This window comes from Pseudomonas sp. NFIX28 (assembly GCF_900107395.1).
Lineage (GTDB): Bacteria > Pseudomonadota > Gammaproteobacteria > Pseudomonadales > Pseudomonadaceae > Aquipseudomonas.
The window spans coordinates 275,007-293,302 of sequence record NZ_FNPW01000005.1; the positions used below are offsets into that span (position 1 = coordinate 275,007).

General features: G+C 63.4%; 17 protein-coding genes and 1 pseudogene. 13 read left to right on the forward strand and 5 right to left on the reverse strand.

Features of this window, described 5'->3' with window-relative positions; all coding sequences use genetic code 11:
• The first annotated feature begins 179 nt into the window (after positions 1 to 179).
• Positions 180 to 1,982, forward strand: coding sequence for an acyl-CoA dehydrogenase (locus BLV20_RS12315; RefSeq protein ID WP_092301662.1), 1,803 nt, complete (start codon positions 180 to 182; stop codon positions 1,980 to 1,982).
• Positions 1,983 to 2,102: 120 nt separating this feature from the next.
• Here BLV20_RS12315 and BLV20_RS12320 read toward each other — a convergent pair whose 3' ends face one another.
• Complete coding sequence (locus BLV20_RS12320; protein WP_009041856.1) at positions 2,103 to 2,405, reverse strand: cell division protein ZapA; 303 nt, start codon at positions 2,403 to 2,405, stop codon at positions 2,103 to 2,105.
• Positions 2,402 to 2,632, reverse strand: coding sequence for a hypothetical protein (locus BLV20_RS12325; protein WP_092301664.1), 231 nt, complete (start codon positions 2,630 to 2,632; stop codon positions 2,402 to 2,404). The genes BLV20_RS12320 and BLV20_RS12325 overlap by 4 nt, the downstream gene beginning before the upstream one ends.
• A gap of 296 nt (positions 2,633 to 2,928) precedes the next feature.
• Between BLV20_RS12325 and BLV20_RS32020 the strand changes: the two are divergent.
• The 5 genes and pseudogenes from BLV20_RS32020 to selO all read left to right on the forward strand — a co-directional run.
• A pseudogene (locus BLV20_RS32020) lies at positions 2,929 to 3,684 on the forward strand (MCP four helix bundle domain-containing protein); the annotation flags it as partial.
• Positions 3,676 to 4,539 (forward strand): methyl-accepting chemotaxis protein, encoded by an 864-nt coding sequence (locus tag BLV20_RS32025; RefSeq protein WP_371914314.1) that lies wholly within the window; start codon positions 3,676 to 3,678, stop codon positions 4,537 to 4,539. The pseudogene BLV20_RS32020 and the gene BLV20_RS32025, both read left to right, overlap by 9 nt.
• 219 nt (positions 4,540 to 4,758) lie before the next feature.
• The gene (locus BLV20_RS12335) at positions 4,759 to 6,501 is read left to right on the forward strand and encodes a potassium/proton antiporter (RefSeq protein ID WP_092301668.1); all 1,743 of its coding nucleotides are present in this window, start codon (positions 4,759 to 4,761) and stop codon (positions 6,499 to 6,501) included.
• A 34-nt stretch (positions 6,502 to 6,535) separates the two neighbouring features.
• Positions 6,536 to 9,886, forward strand: a complete 3,351-nt coding sequence (gene mscK, locus BLV20_RS12340; protein ID WP_092301670.1) for a mechanosensitive channel MscK — start codon at positions 6,536 to 6,538, stop codon at positions 9,884 to 9,886.
• 48 nt (positions 9,887 to 9,934) lie between these two features.
• The gene (gene selO / locus BLV20_RS12345) at positions 9,935 to 11,398 is read left to right on the forward strand and encodes a protein adenylyltransferase SelO (RefSeq protein WP_092301672.1); all 1,464 of its coding nucleotides are present in this window, start codon (positions 9,935 to 9,937) and stop codon (positions 11,396 to 11,398) included.
• Between the two features lie 4 nt (positions 11,399 to 11,402).
• Here selO and BLV20_RS12350 read toward each other — a convergent pair whose 3' ends face one another.
• Both BLV20_RS12350 and BLV20_RS12355 read right to left on the reverse strand, forming a co-directional pair.
• Complete coding sequence (locus BLV20_RS12350) at positions 11,403 to 11,804, reverse strand: helix-turn-helix domain-containing protein (protein WP_092301674.1); 402 nt, start codon at positions 11,802 to 11,804, stop codon at positions 11,403 to 11,405.
• Positions 11,801 to 12,097 (reverse strand): type II toxin-antitoxin system HigB family toxin, encoded by a 297-nt coding sequence (locus tag BLV20_RS12355; RefSeq protein ID WP_092301676.1) that lies wholly within the window; start codon positions 12,095 to 12,097, stop codon positions 11,801 to 11,803. The genes BLV20_RS12350 and BLV20_RS12355 overlap by 4 nt, the downstream gene beginning before the upstream one ends.
• Positions 12,098 to 12,320: 223 nt before the next feature.
• Here BLV20_RS12355 and trxC point away from each other — a divergent pair, with 223 nt between their 5' ends.
• Entirely contained in the window at positions 12,321 to 12,755 is a 435-nt protein-coding gene (gene trxC, locus BLV20_RS12360; protein WP_092301679.1) for a thioredoxin TrxC, read from the forward strand.
• Between the two features lie 109 nt (positions 12,756 to 12,864).
• Here the strand turns inward: trxC and BLV20_RS12365 are convergent, their stop codons facing one another.
• Complete coding sequence (locus BLV20_RS12365; protein WP_092301682.1) at positions 12,865 to 13,635, reverse strand: ParA family protein; 771 nt, start codon at positions 13,633 to 13,635, stop codon at positions 12,865 to 12,867.
• Between the two features lie 333 nt (positions 13,636 to 13,968).
• Between BLV20_RS12365 and BLV20_RS12370 the strand changes: the two genes are divergently transcribed.
• Genes BLV20_RS12370 through BLV20_RS12395 form a run of 6 tightly spaced genes read left to right on the forward strand, consistent with a single transcriptional unit; the run spans position 13,969 to position 18,208 of the window.
• Complete coding sequence (locus BLV20_RS12370) at positions 13,969 to 14,700, forward strand: beta-ketoacyl synthase chain length factor (protein WP_092301685.1); 732 nt, start codon at positions 13,969 to 13,971, stop codon at positions 14,698 to 14,700.
• Positions 14,676 to 15,491, forward strand: coding sequence for a lysophospholipid acyltransferase family protein (locus BLV20_RS12375; RefSeq protein ID WP_092301688.1), 816 nt, complete (start codon positions 14,676 to 14,678; stop codon positions 15,489 to 15,491). The genes BLV20_RS12370 and BLV20_RS12375 overlap by 25 nt, the downstream gene beginning before the upstream one ends.
• Positions 15,466 to 15,726, forward strand: a complete 261-nt coding sequence (locus BLV20_RS12380) for a phosphopantetheine-binding protein (RefSeq protein WP_092301691.1) — start codon at positions 15,466 to 15,468, stop codon at positions 15,724 to 15,726. Before BLV20_RS12375 ends, BLV20_RS12380 begins: the two co-directional genes overlap by 26 nt.
• A gap of 9 nt (positions 15,727 to 15,735) precedes the next feature.
• Entirely contained in the window at positions 15,736 to 15,990 is a 255-nt protein-coding gene (locus tag BLV20_RS12385; RefSeq protein WP_092301694.1) for an acyl carrier protein, read from the forward strand.
• Positions 15,987 to 16,532 carry a COG4648 family protein gene (locus tag BLV20_RS12390; RefSeq protein ID WP_092301697.1) on the forward strand — a complete coding sequence of 182 codons (546 nt, stop codon included), beginning with the start codon at positions 15,987 to 15,989 and terminating at the stop codon, positions 16,530 to 16,532. The genes BLV20_RS12385 and BLV20_RS12390 overlap by 4 nt, the downstream gene beginning before the upstream one ends.
• Positions 16,529 to 18,208, forward strand: a complete 1,680-nt coding sequence (locus BLV20_RS12395) for an acyl-CoA synthetase family protein (protein ID WP_092301701.1) — start codon at positions 16,529 to 16,531, stop codon at positions 18,206 to 18,208. Before BLV20_RS12390 ends, BLV20_RS12395 begins: the two co-directional genes overlap by 4 nt.
• The last annotated feature ends 88 nt before the right edge of the window (positions 18,209 to 18,296 follow it).

Sequence of the window (18,296 nt, forward strand, 5' to 3'; positions counted from 1 at the left end):
CCCGCAGGGGCTTCGGCGGCAATGAAATCGCTGCGGCCGTTCCGGCCGATCGCAGCCTTCGGCAGCGGCTACAGGGGCTGTGCCTGTTTGGCGCCTTTATCACCCTTATCAATCTTGCTGTTCAGGGTTTATTCACCCGCCTAGACTCGGTTCATTCCCTATAAAGCAGGTAGGCCGCCATGTCCGAGACGTTGCTCAGTTCCCGCAATCTGGCTTTCGAGCTGTATGAAGTCCTCGACGCCGAGGGCCTGACCCAGCGCGAGCGGTTTGCCGAGCACAACCGGGAAACCTTCGACGCCGCCCTTGGCACCGCGCGCAGCATCGCCGAGAAGTTCTTTGCCCCGCACAACCGCAAGGGCGATGAAAACGAACCGCGCTATGAAGACGGCCAGGCGATCCTGATTCCGGAAGTCAAACCCGCGGTCGACGCCTTTCTCGAAGCCGGCTTCCTCAATGCCGCGCGCAGCTTCGAGGCCGGCGGCATGCAGCTGCCGACGCTGTTGTCCCAGGCCTGCTTCGCGCACTTCCAGGCAGCCAACGCGGCTTCCACTTCGTACCCGTTCCTGACCATGGGCGCGGCCAACCTGATCGAAAGCTTCGGTACCGACGAGCAGAAACAACGCTTTTTACAGCCAATGATCGACGGGCGCTTCTTCGGCACCATGGCCCTGACCGAGCCCCATGCCGGCTCGTCGCTGGCGGACATCCGTACCCGCGCCGAACCGGCGGCGGACGGCACCTACCGGCTCAAGGGCAACAAGATCTTCATCTCCGGCGGCGATCACTCGCTGTCGGAAAACATCGTGCACATGGTGCTGGCCAAGCTGCCGGACGCACCGGCCGGCGTGAAAGGCATCTCGCTGTTCATCGTGCCCAAGTTCCTGATCAACGACGACGGCAGCCTCGGCCGGCGCAACGACGTGCTGCTGGCCGGGCTGTTCCACAAGATGGGCTGGCGCGGTACCACCTCCACGGCGTTGAACTTCGGCGATAACGGCGACTGTGTCGGCTATCTGGTGGGCAAGCCGCACCATGGCCTGAGCTACATGTTCCAAATGATGAACGAGGCGCGGATCGGCGTCGGCATGGGCGCGGTGATGCTCGGCTATGCCGGCTACCTGTACTCCCTGGAATACGCTCGCGAACGTCCGCAAGGCCGCCTGCCGGACAGCAAGGACCCGCATACCGCACCGGTATCGATCATCCAGCACGCGGACGTCAGGCGCATGCTGCTGACCCAGAAAGCCTACGTCGAAGGCGCTTTCGACCTGGGCCTGTACGCCGCGCGGCTGTTCGACGACACCACCACCCTGGCCAGCGAGGACCAGCGCAAGCAGGCCCACGAACTGCTGGATTTGCTGACGCCCATCGTCAAATCCTGGCCATCGGAGTTCTGCCTGAAGGCCAACGAACTGGCGATCCAGATCCTCGGCGGCCATGGCTACACCCGCGAATATCCGGTGGAACAGTATTACCGCGACAACCGCCTGAACCCGATCCATGAAGGCACCCACGGCATCCAGTCACTGGACCTGCTGGGGCGCAAGCTGGCGCAGAACGGCGGCGCGGGCCTCAAGCAACTGATCCGCCTGATCGCCGATACCAGCGAGCGAGCCCAAGCCCACGACGCCTTGACGGCGCTGCGCCAACCGCTGGAAAAACTGGTGGCGCGCCTGCAAGGCGTGACCATCGGCCTGCTCACCGACCTGGCCCAGGGCAAGGTCACCAGCAGCCTGGCCAATTCGGCGCTGTACCTGAAAGCCTTCGGACATACGGTGATCGGCTGGCGCTGGCTGGAACAGGCGGTTCGCGCGCAGGAAGGCCTGGCCAAAGGCAACGCGGCGGATGTGGGTTTCTACAAGGGCAAGCTGCAGGCGGCGCGTTACTTCCTGACCTGGGAAGTGCCGGCCTGCCACCACGAGCTGGCCTTGCTGGAAGCACGCGACGATACCTGCCTGGGCATGCAGGACGAGTGGTTCTGAAGGGCTGGGAACATCGCGAGCCAGCTCGCTCCCGCAGGCTCGATGCAACCCTTGCAGGAGCGAGTTTGCTCGCGATAACGATGCCTCTGGCCCAACCGCAACCGGTTGCAGGCCAGCCCGTCAGTTCTGGCTGATGGTCTTGGAGATCACTTCGACCGTGGCGCTGACTTGCTCTTGGTAACGGTCGAGTTCCTGCTGATGGCGCTTTTGCATTTCGAGCTGCTGGGAACACAGGTTCATCGCCGCCAGCACCAGCAAGCGGTCACCGATCAGCGTCGGGTATTTCTTCTTGGTCTCGGCCAGGGTGGCCTTGAGCATCAACGCGGCATCCAGCAGGGTCTGCTCTTCCCCGGCCGGCGCCTTGATCGAGTAGTCCTCGCCGAGAATCGAGACGACCTTTACCCCGTCGGCACCCTGCCTCATGCGCTGACAGGGCCGGCGCTGACGCGCTCGACCAGGGCCTGGATACGGGCCGCGGTGGCGCCTTGCTTCTCTTCCTGTTCCATCAGGCTCAGTTGCAGGCTTTCGTTCTCATCCTTGGCCTGGGCCAGTTCTGCCTTCAGGGTTTCGTTCGTGCCCGCCAGCTCCTGGTTCTGTTGCACCAGGTCACTGACAAGCTGTTCCAATTGGCTTAGGGATGCTTCCAACATTTTGATTTTCCGAGCATTTTTCAAAGGGCGCGTACGATAAAGAAAAGTCACCCCGGATGCCAGGGATTATCCCGGCGCAACGCCTTGATTTACCTGGCGGGTGACCTTGCCTGCGAACCTTAGAGACTGCCATTCATCCGTCTGGTTCCTGACACTTCGTCGCCCATCAGATCTTTCTGAAATTCTCCCCGCCGCATCAAGAATCCATTTTTCCGCGCGATAGGTCAGGCAAGCCCTATCAACCACCGCGGTTTGAATTGCGCATCCCTGAGGTAGATCCCATGTCTCTACGCAACATGAACATTGCCCCGAGGGCATTTCTCGGCTTTGCACTGATCGGCAGCCTGATGTTGTTCCTGGGCATCTTCGCCTTGAACCAGATGGGCAAGATTCGCGCGGCAACCGTCACCATCTCCACCGACAACATTCCCAGCATCCAGAGCATCAGCGAGTTCACCCAACAGATGTTGCGCCTGCAAGTGCTGTCCTACCGCCTGGTGGTCAACCGGGGCCCCGAGGTACAGGCCAAGACCCGCGAGTCACTCGAGCTGAGCAACCAGCAGATTGAAAGAATCCGCGGCACCTACGAAAAGCTGGTCAGCAGCCCGCAGGAACGCGAGGCCTATGAGCATTACCTCAAGCTGCTCGCCGAGTACCGCCAGCTCGAGGAACGCCTCAAGGAACTGTCGCGCAACAACCGGCTCGACGAGCTGCAGGCGATGCTGAACAACGAACTGATGAGCAACTCGCAGCAGATCAACAAAGTCCTCAACCTGCTGGTACAGATCAATAGCCAGCGCTCCAGGGAAGCCAACCAGCAAGCTGCCGAGGAATACGCTTCGGCGTTCAACCTGGCGGTCGCCCTGCTGGCCCTGTCCACCACCCTGACCATGGTGTTCGCCTGGCTGCTGACCCGCAGCATCACCCGACCGATCGCCAACGCCTTGCATGCCGCGGAACACATTGCCGAGGGCGACCTCACCCAGGCCATCCAGGTCGACGGTCGCGACGAGCCCGGGCGGCTGTTGCAAGCCATGGCGAGCATGCAGGAAAAACTGCGCCAGACCCTGCTGCATATTTCCGGCTCCGCCAGCCAATTGGCCTCGGCCGCGGAAGAACTGAACAGCGTCACCGACGAAAGCGCCCGCGGCCTGACCCAGCAGAACAACGAAATCGAGCAGGCGGCCACCGCCGTGAACGAAATGACCTGCGCGGTCGAGGAAGTGGCACGCAACGCCGTGAGCACCGCCGGGGCCTCGAACGACGCCACCCGATCGGCCAGCGAAGGCCGCAATCTGGTGCGCGAGACCGTCAGCGCCATAGAACTGATGAGCCGCGAAGTGCAGAGCTCGGCCAACCGGATCAGCGAGCTGGCCGAGGAATCGCGCGACATCGGCAAGGTGCTGGACGTGATCCGCGGCCTGGCCGACCAGACCAACCTGCTGGCCCTGAACGCGGCGATTGAGGCCGCCCGGGCCGGCGATGCCGGGCGCGGGTTCGCCGTGGTCGCCGACGAGGTGCGCGCCCTGGCCCACCGCACCCAGCAATCCACCAGCGAAATCGAAAGCATGATCGACAGCATCCAGAATGGCACCGAGCATGCCGTCGAATCGATGCGCACCAGCACCGAGCGCGCCGAATCGACCTTGACCATCGCCCGTGGCGCCGATGACGCCCTGGACACCATCAATACCGCAGTCAATGAAATCAACGAGCGCAACCTGGTGATTGCCAGCGCTGCCGAGGAACAGGCCCAGGTGGCCCGCGAAGTCGACCGCAACCTGGTGAATATCCGCGACCTGTCGGTGCAATCGGCCACCGGCGCCAACCAGACCAGCGACGCCAGCCACGAATTGGCGCGCCTGGCCGTGGACCTCAACAGCATGGTGGCGCGCTTCACCCTGTAGCGCCCCGCACCCGCCGCCGGCACCGCTGATCGCCGCCCGCAACCCTCGCTGCAGGCGGCATGAGGCCTGCCGGGGGCAGCCGCCGGGCGACAGTTTTATGCCGCCTGTAAACAGGCGCAAAAGCTTTTTGACAGCATCGTATTTCAACAGGTTAGAATCGCTGGCACGCAGACTGCATGGTCAGTTTGCGCCCGCCTTTCCGCCTCTGGAGTACTGCCTTTGAATGCAACGACCATCAACAGCCTGTTTTTGATCGGCGCGTTGCTGGTAGGTGCGAGCATTCTGGTGAGTTCTCTTTCGTCCCGCCTCGGTATCCCGATCCTGGTGATTATCCTGGCCGTGGGCATGGCCGCCGGCGTCGACGGTGGCGGCATCATTTTCAACAATTACCCAACCGCCTACCTGGTGGGCAACCTCGCCCTTGCGGTGATCCTCCTCGACGGCGGCCTGCGCACGCGGGTCTCGAGTTTCCGCGTGGCCTTGTGGCCGGCCTTGTCGCTGGCCACCATCGGCGTGCTGATCACCACCGGCCTGACCGGCATGGCGGCCGCCTGGCTGTTCGACCTGAACCTGATCCAGGGCCTGCTGATCGGCGCCATCGTTGGCTCCACCGACGCCGCGGCGGTGTTCTCGCTGCTCGGCGGCAAGGGCCTGAACGAACGGGTCAGCGCCAGCCTGGAGATCGAGTCGGGCAGCAACGACCCGATGGCGGTGTTCCTCACCGTGACCCTGATCGACATGCTCGCCAGCGGCCAGACCGGCCTGCACTGGAGCCTGCTGGGGCATCTGGTGCGCGAATTCGGCATCGGCGGCCTGATCGGCCTGGGCGGCGGCTGGTTGATGCTGCAATTGGTAAACCGCATCAACCTGGCAACCGGCTTGTACCCCATCCTGGTGATCGCCGGCGGCCTGGTGATCTTTGCCCTGACCAACGCCTTGCATGGCAGCGGCTTCCTCGCGGTGTACCTGTGCGGCCTGGTGATCGGCAACCGTCCGGTGCGCAGCCGGCACGGCATCCTGCATATGCTCGACGGCATGGCCTGGCTGGCCCAGATCGGCATGTTCCTGGTGCTTGGCCTGCTGGTCACGCCCCACGACCTGCTGCCCATCGCCCTGCCCGCGCTGGGCCTGGCGCTGTGGATGATCCTGTTCGCCCGCCCGCTGTCGGTGATGGTCGGCCTGCTGCCGTTCAAGGCCTTCCATGGGCGCGAGAAAGCCTTTATTTCCTGGGTCGGCCTGCGCGGCGCGGTGCCGATCATTCTGGCGGTGTTCCCGCTGATGGCCGGGTTGCCCGAAGCCCAGCTGTATTTCAACCTGGCCTTCTTTATTGTGCTGGTGTCGCTGCTGCTGCAAGGCACCAGCCTGCCGTGGATCGCCAAGCTGCTGAAAGTCACGGTGCCGCCGGAGCCGCTGCCGATTTCCCGTTCCGCCCTGGAAGTGCATGTCACCAGCGAATGGGAGCTGTTCGTCTACCGCCTCGGCGCCGAGAAATGGTGCATCGGCGCGGCGTTGCGCGAGCTGAAAATGCCCGAAGGCACCCGTATCGCTGCCCTGTTTCGTGGCCAGCAACTGCTCCATCCGTCGGGTAGTACGGTGTTGGAAGCCGATGATTTGCTCTGTGTAATCGGCCATGAACACAACCTGCCGGCCCTCGGAAAACTCTTCAGCCAGGCACCGCAACGAGGCCTCGATCTGCGCTTCTTCGGCGACTTCGTTCTGGAAGGCGACGCCCAGCTGGGCGCGGTTTCGGCGCTGTATGGACTGAAGCTCGAAGGGCTCGATCCGGACATGCCGCTGAGCCGCTTCATCACCCAGAAAGTGGGGGGTGCTCCGGTGGTCGGCGACCAGGTGGAATGGAACAACACCATCTGGACCGTTGCCGTGATGGACGGGAACAAGATCAGCAAAGTGGGCGTCAGATTCCCCGAAGGAAGTCGCCCAGGCCCTGGACTCTTCCTCTAAACTGCCAACTTCTCATCCAGCTTGACCGGTCTCTATGCCAACCCTGCGTATTCTTTTCGCCACTGCCCTGCTGGGCTTGAGTCTTTCTGTCGGCCCACTGCAAGCGGCCGAGCCGCCCAGTGCCGAGTCCGTCCAGAAAAGCCTGGATAAAATCGCCGAGCGCAAATTGCCGGAGGCCGATCAAAAGGCCCTGCAAGCGGTGCTGCAACAGACGCTGACCCAGCTGTCGAACAAGCAGGATTACGAGCAGCGCCTGAACGACCTCAAGCAGCAGCTGAGCAATGCACCGCGCCAGACCAGCGAAAACCAGCGCGAGCTGGCCCGCCTGAAGGCCACCAAGGTGGTGCCGGTGGCCCAGCGCTACGCCAATCTGCCGGTGGCGCAGCTCGAAGAACTGCTGACCGAGCGCACCACCCAGCAGGGCGACATGCAAAAAGCCCTGGCCGAGGCCAACAGCCTGGCCATTACCGCGCAAACCCGCCCCGAACGCGCCCAGGCCGAGATCAGCAGCAGCCAGACCCGTATCCAGCAGATCAATACGATCCTCAAGAACGGCAAGGATGCCGGCAAGCCGATCAACGCCGACCAGCGCAACCAGCTCAATGCCGAACTGGCCGCCATCAATGCACTGATCCCGCTGCGCCGCCAGGAACTGGCCGGCAACAGCCAGCTGCAGGACCTGGGCAATAGCCAGCACGACCTGCTGATGGAAAAAACCGCGCGCCTGGAGCAGGAAATCCAGGACCTGCAAACCCTGATCAACCAGAAGCGCCTGGCCCAGTCCCAGGAGACCGTCACCCAGCAATCGATCGAAGCGCAAAAGGCCGGCAGCAGCAGCCTCCTGGCGACCGAAAGCGCGGCCAACCTGAAGCTCTCCGACTACCTGCTCAAAAGCACCGACCGCCTCAACGAGCTGACCCAGCAGAACCTGCAGACCAAGCAGCAACTCGACAGCGTGACCCAGAGCGATGCCGCGCTGGACGAGCAGATCAGCGTTCTCAAGGGCAGCCTGCTGCTGTCGAAAATTCTCTACAAACAGAAGCAGGCCCTGCCGCACCTGCGGCTCGACCGTGACCTGGCCGACCAGATCGCCGACATTCGCCTGTATCAGTTCGAGGTCAACCAGCAACGCGAGCTGATTACCAGCCCCAGCAGCTATGTCGAAAACCTGCTGGCCACCCAGCCGTCCGAACAAGTCACCCCGCAACTGCGCAAAACCCTGCTGGACCTGGCCATCACCCGCGCCGACCTGCTGGAGCGCCTGAACCGCGAGCTGAGCGCCCTGCTCAACGAATCCATCACCCTGCAGCTCAATCAGAAGCAACTGCTGAGTACCTCGCAAAGCCTGCGCGCAACCCTCGACGAGCAGATGTTCTGGATCCCCAGCAACAAGCCGCTGGACACCGAGTGGCTGCAAACCGTGCCGCTGCGCCTGGAAAAACAGGTCACCACCCTGCCCTGGTCGTCCAGCCTGAGCGAACTGGCCGACGGCCTGGCGCAACGGCCGCTGCTGTTCCTGCCGCTGTTGCTGCTGATCGCCGCCCTGCTGTGGCGGCGCAAGAACCTGTACCTGCGCCTGAACAAGGTTCACCAGGACATCGGCCACTTCAAGCGCGACAGCCAATGGCACACGCCGCAGGCGATCCTGGTCAACATCCTGCTGGCGATGCCGGTCGCCCTCGGCCTGGCGCTGTGCGGCCTGGCCTTGCAGTTCGACGCCCGCGGGCAGAACGCCAACCTCGGCGCGGCGCTGTTGCAGATGGCCCAGGCCTGGCTGGTGTTCTACACCGCCTACCGGATCCTCGCCCCCGGCGGCGTGGCCGAGCTGCACTTTCGCTGGGAAAAACCCCAGGTCGAGTTCCTCCAGGGCTGGATCCGCCGCCTCGGGCTGGTGGTCATGGCCTTGGTGGCGGTGGTCGCCGTGGCCGAACATCAACCGGCGGCGCTGGCCGATGACGTGCTCGGCATCGGCGTGGTCCTGACCTGCTACGCCCTGATGGCCTGGCTGCTCAGCCGCCTGCTGCTGAGCAGTCCGACGCACCAGAACGCCTCGCTGTTCCGCAAGGCGGTGGCGGTGCTGTTCACCGCGCTGCCGATCGCCTTGTTCATCGCCGTGTGCTTCGGCTACTACTACACCGCGCTGAAGCTCAGCGACCGCCTGATCAACACCCTGTACCTGCTGATGTTCTGGCTGGTGATCGAAGCCACTTTCGTCCGCGGGCTGAGCGTCGCCGCCCGACGCCTGGCCTACCAGCGGGCCCTGGCCAAACGCCAGGCCGCCAAGGAAGCCGGTGACGGCGAAGCGGTGGTCGAAGAGCCGACCCTGGACATCGAGAAGGTCAACGAACAGTCCCTGCGCCTGATCCGCCTGGCCCTGCTCGGCGGCTTCATGGCCGGGCTGTACTGGGTCTGGTCGGACCTGATCAGCGTGTTCTCCTACCTGGACAACATCACCCTCTACGAATACACCAGCGGCACCGGCGCCAACATGAGCATGGTGCCCATCAGCATCGGCGACATGCTCGGCGCGCTGATCATCGTCGGCATCACCTTCGCCCTGGCGCGCAACCTGCCGGGACTGCTGGAGGTGCTGGTGCTGTCCAGGCTGAACCTGGCCCAGGGCAGCGCCTACGCGACCACCACGCTGCTGTCCTATGTGATTGCCGGCATCGGCTTCGTCTCGACCCTGTCGACCCTCGGCGTCAGCTGGGACAAATTGCAATGGCTGGTGGCGGCCTTGTCCGTGGGCCTGGGTTTCGGCATGCAGGCGATCTTCGCCAACTTCATCTCCGGCATCATCATCCTGTTCGAACGGCCGGTGCGCATCGGCGACACCATCACCATCGGCAACCTGTCGGGCACGGTGAGCAGGATCCGCATCCGCGCCACCACCATCACCGACTTCGACCGCAAGGACATCATCGTCCCGAACCAGACCTTCATCACCGGGCAGCTGATCAACTGGTCGCTGACCGATACCGTTACCCGGGTGACCTTGAAGCTCGGCGTCGACTACGGTTCGGACCTGGACCTGGTCAAGGAGCTGCTGCTCAAGGCGGCCCGCGATAACCCGCGGGTCCTCAAAGAACCCGAGCCGCATGTGTACTTCCTCAACTTCGGCGAAAGCACCCTGGACCATGAACTGCGCATGCACGTGCGCGAGCTGGGGGACCGCAACCCGGTGCTCGATGAGGTCAACCGCTTCATCAACCGCGAGTTCAAGAAACAGCACATCAACATCTCGTTCCGCCAGATGGAGATCTACCTGAAAAACCTCCATGGCCAGGAATACAAAATGGTGCCCATCGAGCCGGAGGCCAAGACCATCGTGCCGATCCCCGATGGCAAACCGCTGCGGGAACCGCCCGCCAGCAGGCTCGACTAAGGGCGCTATCCCTAGCAGAATGCTCGGACATTCTGCTGGAGATGGCCGTTGAAAGCCCTCGACGAACTGACCTTCGACAATCGCTTCGCCCGCCTGGGCGATGCATTCTCAACCCATGTGCTGCCCGAGCCGATCGACCACCCACGCCTGGTGGTGGCCAGCCCGGCGGCCATGGCGTTGCTGGACCTGGACCCCAAAGCCGCCGAAAGCCCGGTGTTCGCCGAGCTGTTCGGCGGGCACAAGCTGTGGGCCGAAGCGGAACCGCGGGCGATGGTCTATTCCGGGCATCAGTTCGGCTCCTATAACCCGCAGTTGGGCGATGGTCGCGGCTTGCTGTTGGGCGAGGTGTACAACGCCGCCGGCGAGCATTGGGACCTGCACCTCAAGGGTGCCGGCCAGACGCCCTACTCGCGCATGGGCGATGGCCGTGCCGTCCTGCGTTCGTCGATCCGCGAATTCCTCGCCTCCGAGGCACTGCACGCCCTGGGCATCCCAACCACCCGGGCACTGTGCGTGATCGGCTCCGACACCCCGGTCTGGCGCGAAAAGCAGGAACGCGCGGCGATGTTGCTGCGCTTGTCGCCCAGCCATATCCGCTTCGGCCACTTCGAATACTTCTATTACACAAAACGCCCCGAACAGCAGAAACAACTGGGCGAACATGTGCTGGCCATGCACTTTCCCGAATGCCTGGAGCAGCCGGAACCCTACCTGGCGATGTTCCGCGAAGTGGTCGAGCGCAATGCCGAACTGATCGCCAAATGGCAGGCCTACGGGTTCTGCCACGGGGTGATGAACACCGACAACATGTCGATCCTGGGCATCACCTTCGACTTCGGGCCGTTCGCCTTCCTCGACGACTTCGATGCGCATTTCATCTGCAACCATTCCGACGACCAGGGGCGCTACTCGTTCAGCAATCAGGTGCCGATCGGCCAGTGGAACCTCAGCGCCCTGGCCCAGGCGCTGACGCCTTTCATCAGCGTCGAGGCCCTGCGTGAAAGCCTCGGCCTGTTCCTGCCGCTGTTCCAGGCCCACTACCTGGACCTGATGCGCCGCCGCCTCGGCCTGACCACCGCCGAAGACGAAGATCAAAAGCTGGTGGAGCGCCTGCTGCAACTGATGCAGGGCAGCGGCGTGGACTACAGCCTGTTCTTGCGCCGCCTGGGGGACGAACCTGCGGAACTGGCCGTGGCCCGGCTGCGCGACGATTTCGTCGACCGCCAAGGCTTCGATGCCTGGGCCGACCTGTACAAGGCCCGGGTCGCCCGCGACCCGGTCCAGGGCCAGACGCTGCGCCGGGAACGCATGCACGCCGTCAACCCGCTGTACATCCTGCGCAACTACCTGGCGCAGAAGGCCATCGATGCCGCCGAGCAAGGCGACTACACCGAAGTTCGCCGCCTGCATTCAGTGTTGAGCAAGCCGTTCGAGCACCAGCCCGGCATGGACAGCTACGCCGAACGCCCACCCGAATGGGGCAAGCACCTGGAAATCAGTTGCTCTTCCTGAGGGCTCAGATAAAGGTTTCCACCGAGACCTTGAAACGTTCGGCCAGCCAGCGGATCTGCCGCAGGTTGAGCTGACGCTTGCCGCTCAGGATCTCCGAGACCACCGACTGCGCGCCGACGCCGGGCAGGTCGCTCTGGGTCAGGCCGTGTTCGCGCATCAGGTAGCGCAACACATCGACCCCGCTGGCGACAGGTATCGGGCGATGCTCCAGATCGTAGGCTTCGATCCAGTCCCCGATGATCTCCACCAGGCTGTTGAGAGGGTGGGTCTCGTCTTCCCCGGTCAGGTCCAGCAACTCGTCAAGGGCCTGGACCAGCCTGTCGTAGTCGGCCTCGGTTTTCGGCTTGCGCAGCAATGGCGCCACGAACTGCCAGTGTTCGGCCACTTGTTCGATCAACACACTCATCCTCGATCCTCCTTCCACTTGCCCCGGTCATATTCACGATGGTCCAACACGTGGCGGATATAGAGCTTTTGCGTCGTATAACGGACCACCGCGATCAGCCGGATCTTGTTGCCACCGATATCGAACACATGCAGCGGCCCGACCTTGTCCACCGCGGGAAACATCGCCTTCATCGCGGCAAAATCCGCAAGCCGATTGCGCTTGAGCGCGCGATACCAGGCATCCAGCGCCTGGGCCGAGTGCGGCCATTTCTCCTTGGCATCCCAAATGCGTTTAGCGGTGATTACGCGCATGCAAACATCCTTATCGCATACTGCTATAGCAGCCTAGAGGGTGGGGCAACTTATCGCAAGTTGCTATACATGCTCCCGGACCAACGGTACGGTGCATCGCCCTCAAGCCTAGAAGCGGGCAGGCAGCGGCCGCGCAAAGATGTATGAGCATATGCAACAGCTTGATAAACCGGCCCGCAGACTCCAGATCGAGACTATCGAGCACTTACCTGGAGCCCCCGTCATGTCCGAGCCACTGTTGATCCCTTGCCCCCATTGCAACGGCTTGAACCGCATCCCCGCCGAGCGCCTGGCCGACCTGCCCAAATGCGGGCGCTGCAAGGGCCAGGTGCTGTTGAGCCAGCCTTTCGAATTGAAACAAGGCGACTACGCCAGCCAGATCAAGGGCGACCTGCCGTTGCTGGTGGATGTCTGGGCGGATTGGTGTGGGCCGTGCAAATCGTTCGCCCCGGTTTTCCAGCAGGCGGCAGCGCAACTGGCGGGCAAATGCCGGCTGGCCAAGCTCGACAGCGAGGCCAATCAGCAATTGTCGGCGCAGTTGGGGATCCGCTCGATCCCGAGCCTGATCCTGTTCAGGAACGGTCGGGAAGTGGCACGCCAGAGTGGCGCCTTCCCGTTACCGCAGTTGCTGAGCTGGTTGCGCAGCCAGGGAATTTAACCCCCCCACAAACCGTAGGAGCGAGGCTTGCCCGCGAAACGCCCCGACAGCCGACGACAATGTTGAATCTCAGATACTCATCGCGGGCCAGCCTCGCTCCTACGGAGGGTCAGGCGCTTTCCAGCAGGTTGTGCAGGTCGACGAATTGTTGGGTCAGTTTGTGCCGTGGGTCGAGGTGGATCAGCGGCATGCTGGCCTGGTGCGACTCGCGCATGCGCACCGAGCTGCCCAGGTACACCGGCAACACCGGCAAACCTTCGGCGATCAGTTCATCGAGCATTTGCTGGGGCAGGCTGGCGCGGGCCTGGAACTGGTTGACCACGATGCCTTCGACCTGCAAATCCTCGTTGTGGTCGTCCTTGAGCTCTTCGATTTCCGCCAGCAGGCCGTACAGGGCCTGACGGGAGAAGCTGTCGCAGTCGAAGGGAATCAATACCCGATCGGCGGCTATCAGCGCCGAAACCGCATAGAAGTTCAAGGCCGGCGGAGTGTCCAGGTAGATCCGGTCGTAGTCTTCGGCCAACTCGTCCAGCAGTTTGCGCAGCTTGTTGATCTTGTGCTTCGCCTCGAGCTTGGGCTGCAGGTCCGCCAGCTCGGCGGTGGCCGTCACCACATGCAGGTTGTCGAACGGCGTTTCGTAGATATCGACCTGGTTCTTCTTCGAGAACGGCCCGGAAGACAAGGTCTGCTTGAAGAAATCGGCGATCCCCATGGGGATATCGTCGCCGGTCAGCCCGGTGAGGTATTGAGTGGAGTTGGCCTGGGCATCCAGGTCCACCAGCAACGTGCGATAACCTTCGCTGGCGCTCACCGCCGCCAGATTGCAGGCAATGCTCGACTTGCCGACTCCGCCTTTCTGATTGAACACCACGCGCCGCATGTCAGAACCTCCCTGCATCAAAGATCACCGAGTGTAGTAGCGAGCGCCGCTGCTTCGCTACCTCGCCGACGGCAGGCCGCCCAGTCAGCTCCAATGGCCGGAAACAGCCTAGACTTTTTGAACGTGTTCGCATCCTCGCCTCGCTCCTTCCGATAATGGCAAAATGACACTTTTCACCTGTCAGATTTGTCGTTTTTTACTGTGCAAAACGTAACCAGTGTTTGCTACAAGCCAGTCACACCGGGATAATGCGCGCCACTCGGCTGTAGCTTCGTGCAAGGTGAGTCAGCGATCGAAACACCTGTGCACGTCAAGGAAGCCCGCAGGGGCGGGATGAATTTTCAAGTGATCAACTTCAATATCGCCCGATGGCGCGCGTGGGCCCCTGGGCTCGAAAGCGTGGACGATTGGCAGGCCTGGAGCCGACAGCCGGTCGTGCTTGAGAGCAGTGAGGCCGCCCCCGACGTGTCGTTCCTTCCGGCCATGCAACGCCGACGTCTCGGCCGCATGGCCCGCATGGCATTCAGCGTGGGCTGGCCGCTGGCCGAAGGCCTGCAGCAGCTACCGTTGGTCTTTATTTCCCGGCATGGCGAAACACCACGGACTTTCGAGATTCTCAGCGACCTGGCGGCCGAGCAGCCTTTGTCCCCGACCCAATTCAGCCTCTCGGTGCACAACGCGGTGATCGGCCTGTGGTCAATCATGCGTGGCGAAACCAGCGAAATGACCGCCCTCGCCGCCGCTGGCGACGGCCTTGAGCACGGCTTGCTAGAGGCCGCGTCGCTGCTTGAGGAAGGCGCGCCGGCGGTGCTGCTGATCGTCACCGAAGAGCAACCGCCCCAAGCCTATGCCAGCTGGATTGACGACGTGCCTTTCCCCTATGCGGTGGGCCTGTTGCTGACACCCGGCGAGCAGTGGCAACTGACGCTCGGGACCGCCACCGGCGAAGAGCCGCGCAGCGAGTGGCCCCATGCCTTGAATCTGTTGCGTACCCTGCTCGGCGAGCAGATCTCCTGCCAACATGCCTGGAAGAACCGTGTATGGAACTGGCAACGCAACCTGTAAACACAAAACCCCGCGACGCCTACTACTGGCGCCTGGTCGCCACCGCGGCGAGCTTTGCCTTGTTCGGCCTGGGCTGCCTGTGCCTGCGCCTGGTGGTTTTCCCGCTGCTTGCCCGCCTGCCCGGCAACGCCGAGGCGCATCGCCAGCGCGCGCGTCGCACCATTGGCCGGTTGTTCTGGCTGTTTATCCGTTTCATGGCCCGCACCGGCGTGCTGACCTACGAAGTCCAGGGCGCGGAAAAACTCGGCCGTCCGGGGCAAATGATCATCGCCAATCACCCGTCGCTGATCGACGTGGTATTCCTCATCGGCCTGGTGCGCAATGCCAACTGCGTGGTCAAGCAGAGCCTGTGGCAGAACCCCTTTACCCGCGGCCCGATTCGCAAAGCCGAATACATCAGCAACGACGGCAGCATGGACATGCTCGACGCCGCCGGCGAAGCCCTGCGCAACGGCCAGACCCTGGTGATTTTCCCCGAGGGCACACGCACCCTGCCGGGCAAGGCGCCGGCCTTTCATCGGGGGGGCGCGGCAATCGCCCTGCGGGGTGCGAGAATCATCACCCCGGTGGTCATCAAGGTCAGCCCGACCACCCTGACCAAGGCCGAACCCTGGTATCGCATCCCGATGCGCCGCGTGCACTTCAGTTTTCGCGTCGGCGCCGATATAGACCCGAACACCTTTGCCGCCCAGGGCCCCGCGCCGCAGGCCTCGCGCAAGCTCAACGATTTTTTGCACCACTACTTCATTAAGGAGCTCGCCGAAGATGAGCGATCTGCACCAGGAAATTAAAATGTTGATCATCGATGCCCTGGGCCTCGAAGACATCAGCGTGCAAGACATCGGCAACGAGCTGACGCTCTTCGGTGAAGGCCTGGGCCTGGATTCCGTCGACGCCCTGGAACTGGGCCTGGCGATCCAGAAACGCTACGGCATCAAGATCGACGCCGACGCCAAGGACACCCGCAACCACTTCACCAATGTGGCGAGCCTTGCGGCGTTCGTCACTGCAAAACAGGCAGCTTGAGACCGGACCATGCAAACTCGCGACGACATCTTCAACACCCTGCGTGATGCCCTGGTGGAACTCTTCGAACTGGAACCGGAACGCGTAAGCCTGGAATCCAACCTGTATCAGGACCTGGAAATCGACAGCATCGATGCCGTCGACCTGATCGATCACATCAAGCGCAAGACCGGCAAGAAAATCGCCGCCGAGGAATTCAAGGCGGTGCGTACCGTCAACGACGTGGTCGAGGCGGTCTATCGTCTGGTCCAGCCGGCCGCATGAGCCGTCTGGTCGGCCTTGGCCTGCTGCTGGCGGGCCTGTTGTATCCCTTTGCGGTGTATTTCGGCATGGAGCATTTCGCTCCCTGGCAGTTCGGCCTGCTGCTCGGCGGCCTGTGGCTGGCCCGGGCGCTGACCGGCCGACGGCGCCCTGGCAGCCGCTGGATGGCAGGGGCCGCGCTGGTTTTCTGCGTGCTGCTGGCGCTGTTCGATAACCCGCTGCTGCTGCGCTGGTACCCGGTGCTGATCAGCGGCTTCATGCTCATGCTGTTCGGGCTGAGCCTGAAATATGGCCCGCCGATCGTCGAACGCCTGGCCCGCCTCAGCGAGCCGCAACTGCCGGAAAAGGCCATTCGCTATACCCGCCAGGTGACCATCGCCTGGAGTGTGTTTTTCCTCTTTAACGGATTGCTCGCCGCGGCCCTGACCCTGTGGGCGCCGCTGAGCTGGTGGACGTTGTACAACGGCCTGATCGCCTACGGGTTGATGGGCTTGCTGTTTGCCATTGAATGGCTGCTACGACAACGCGTACGAGGCCGCGCATGAATTGGATAAAACTTGAGCACTTGCTGCTCAAGTCGCTGCCGGAGCGGGCCGTCGCGCTCGACCCGGCACTCGATCACAGCCACCTGCGGCACCAGGCCCTGAGCCTGGCCGCGGGCTTGCAGGCCAAGGGCGTACAGCGCCTGGCCGTGCACCTGGAAGATGCCGCCGAACTGGCCATTGCCCTGCTCGGTGCCTGGCGCGCCGGGGTCGGCGTGCTGCTGCCCGCCGACCTGCAACCCCAGACCCGCCAACGCTGGTCGACGCAAGTCGACCTGTGGCTGACCGACCAACCCGGCGATGCCCGCCTGAGCGATTTCGAGCAGCCGCCCTTGCCCGCAGCCGAACTCGACCTCGACGCCTGCCGCCTGAGCCTGTGCACCTCCGGCTCCAGCGGCGAGCCCAAGCGCATCGACAAATCCCTGCGCCAGCTGGCCAACGAAATCCAGGCCCTGGAGCAGCTGTGGGGCGCTGGCCTGGGCCAGGCCTGCATTATCGGCAGCGTGGCCACGCAACATATCTACGGCCTGCTGTTCCGCGTGCTCTGGCCGCTGTGCGCCGGGCGCACCTTCGTCCGGCGGCAGTTGCCGTTCCCGGAAGACCTACAACGCGCCAGCCGCGAACACCCGGCCTTTGCCTGGGTCGCAAGCCCGGCGTTGCTCAAGCGCATGGGCGACAACCTCGACTGGCCGGCGCTGAGCCCGGTGCGCCGGGTGTTTTCCTCCGGCGGCGCGCTGCCCGCCGACGCCGCGCAAGCACTGCATCAACGCTTGCAACAATGGCCGACGGAAATCCTCGGCAGCTCGGAAACCGGCGGTATCGCCTGGCGCCAGGGCGACAGCCTGTGGCAAGCCTTCGCCGGCGTCGAACTGAGCCAGGACAGCGACGGCGCCCTGCTGGTCGCCTCGCCCTACCTGCCGGCCGGGCATGTCGAACACACCGCCGATGCCGCGCGCATTGCCGCCGATGGGCGTTTCGAACTGCTCGGGCGCCTGGACCGGATCGTCAAGCTGGAAGAAAAACGCATTTCCCTGCCAATGCTGGAACAGGCCCTGGCCGAGCATGCCTGGGTCGCCGAAACGCGCCTTGGAGTGGTCCGGGAAAACCGTGCCTCCCTCGGCGCGCTGCTGGTGCTCAGCGAACAAGGCCTGCACGCCTTGCGCAACCAGGGCCGCCGGGCACTCACCCACGCGCTGCGCCAACACCTGAGCCAGCATTGCGAGCCCCTGGCGCTGCCCCGCCGCTGGCGCCTGCTGCGCCAGTTGCCCCTGAACAGCCAGGGCAAGCTGCCCCAGGCCGAGGTCGAGGCCCTGCTGCTGGCCCCACGGCCACAGGCGCCGGAGGTGCTGGAACAGCTCGAGGTCGATGGCGAATGGAACCTGCAATTGGCGGTCCCGCCGGACCTCGCCTACTTCAGCGGCCACTTTCCCCAGGCCCCGGTGCTGCCGGGCGTGGTGCAGGTCGACTGGGCATTGGCGCTGGGCCAGCAATTGCTCAACCTGCCGGGGCGCTTTGCCGGCATGGAAGTGTTGAAGTTCCAGCAATTGGTACGGCCTGGAGACCGGGTGAAACTGCACCTGCGCTTCGATCAAGAGCGCGGCAAGCTGTACTTTGCCTATCGCAGTCGCAGCGCCGCCTGCTCCAGCGGCCGCATCCTGCTGGAGAACGCCTGTGGATAAGTTATTGGCCCCAGGCAAGCGCAGCCCCCAGCGGCTTCCTGTAGCCGCTGCCGAAGGCTGCGATCGGCCGCGCAGCGGACGCCCGGGA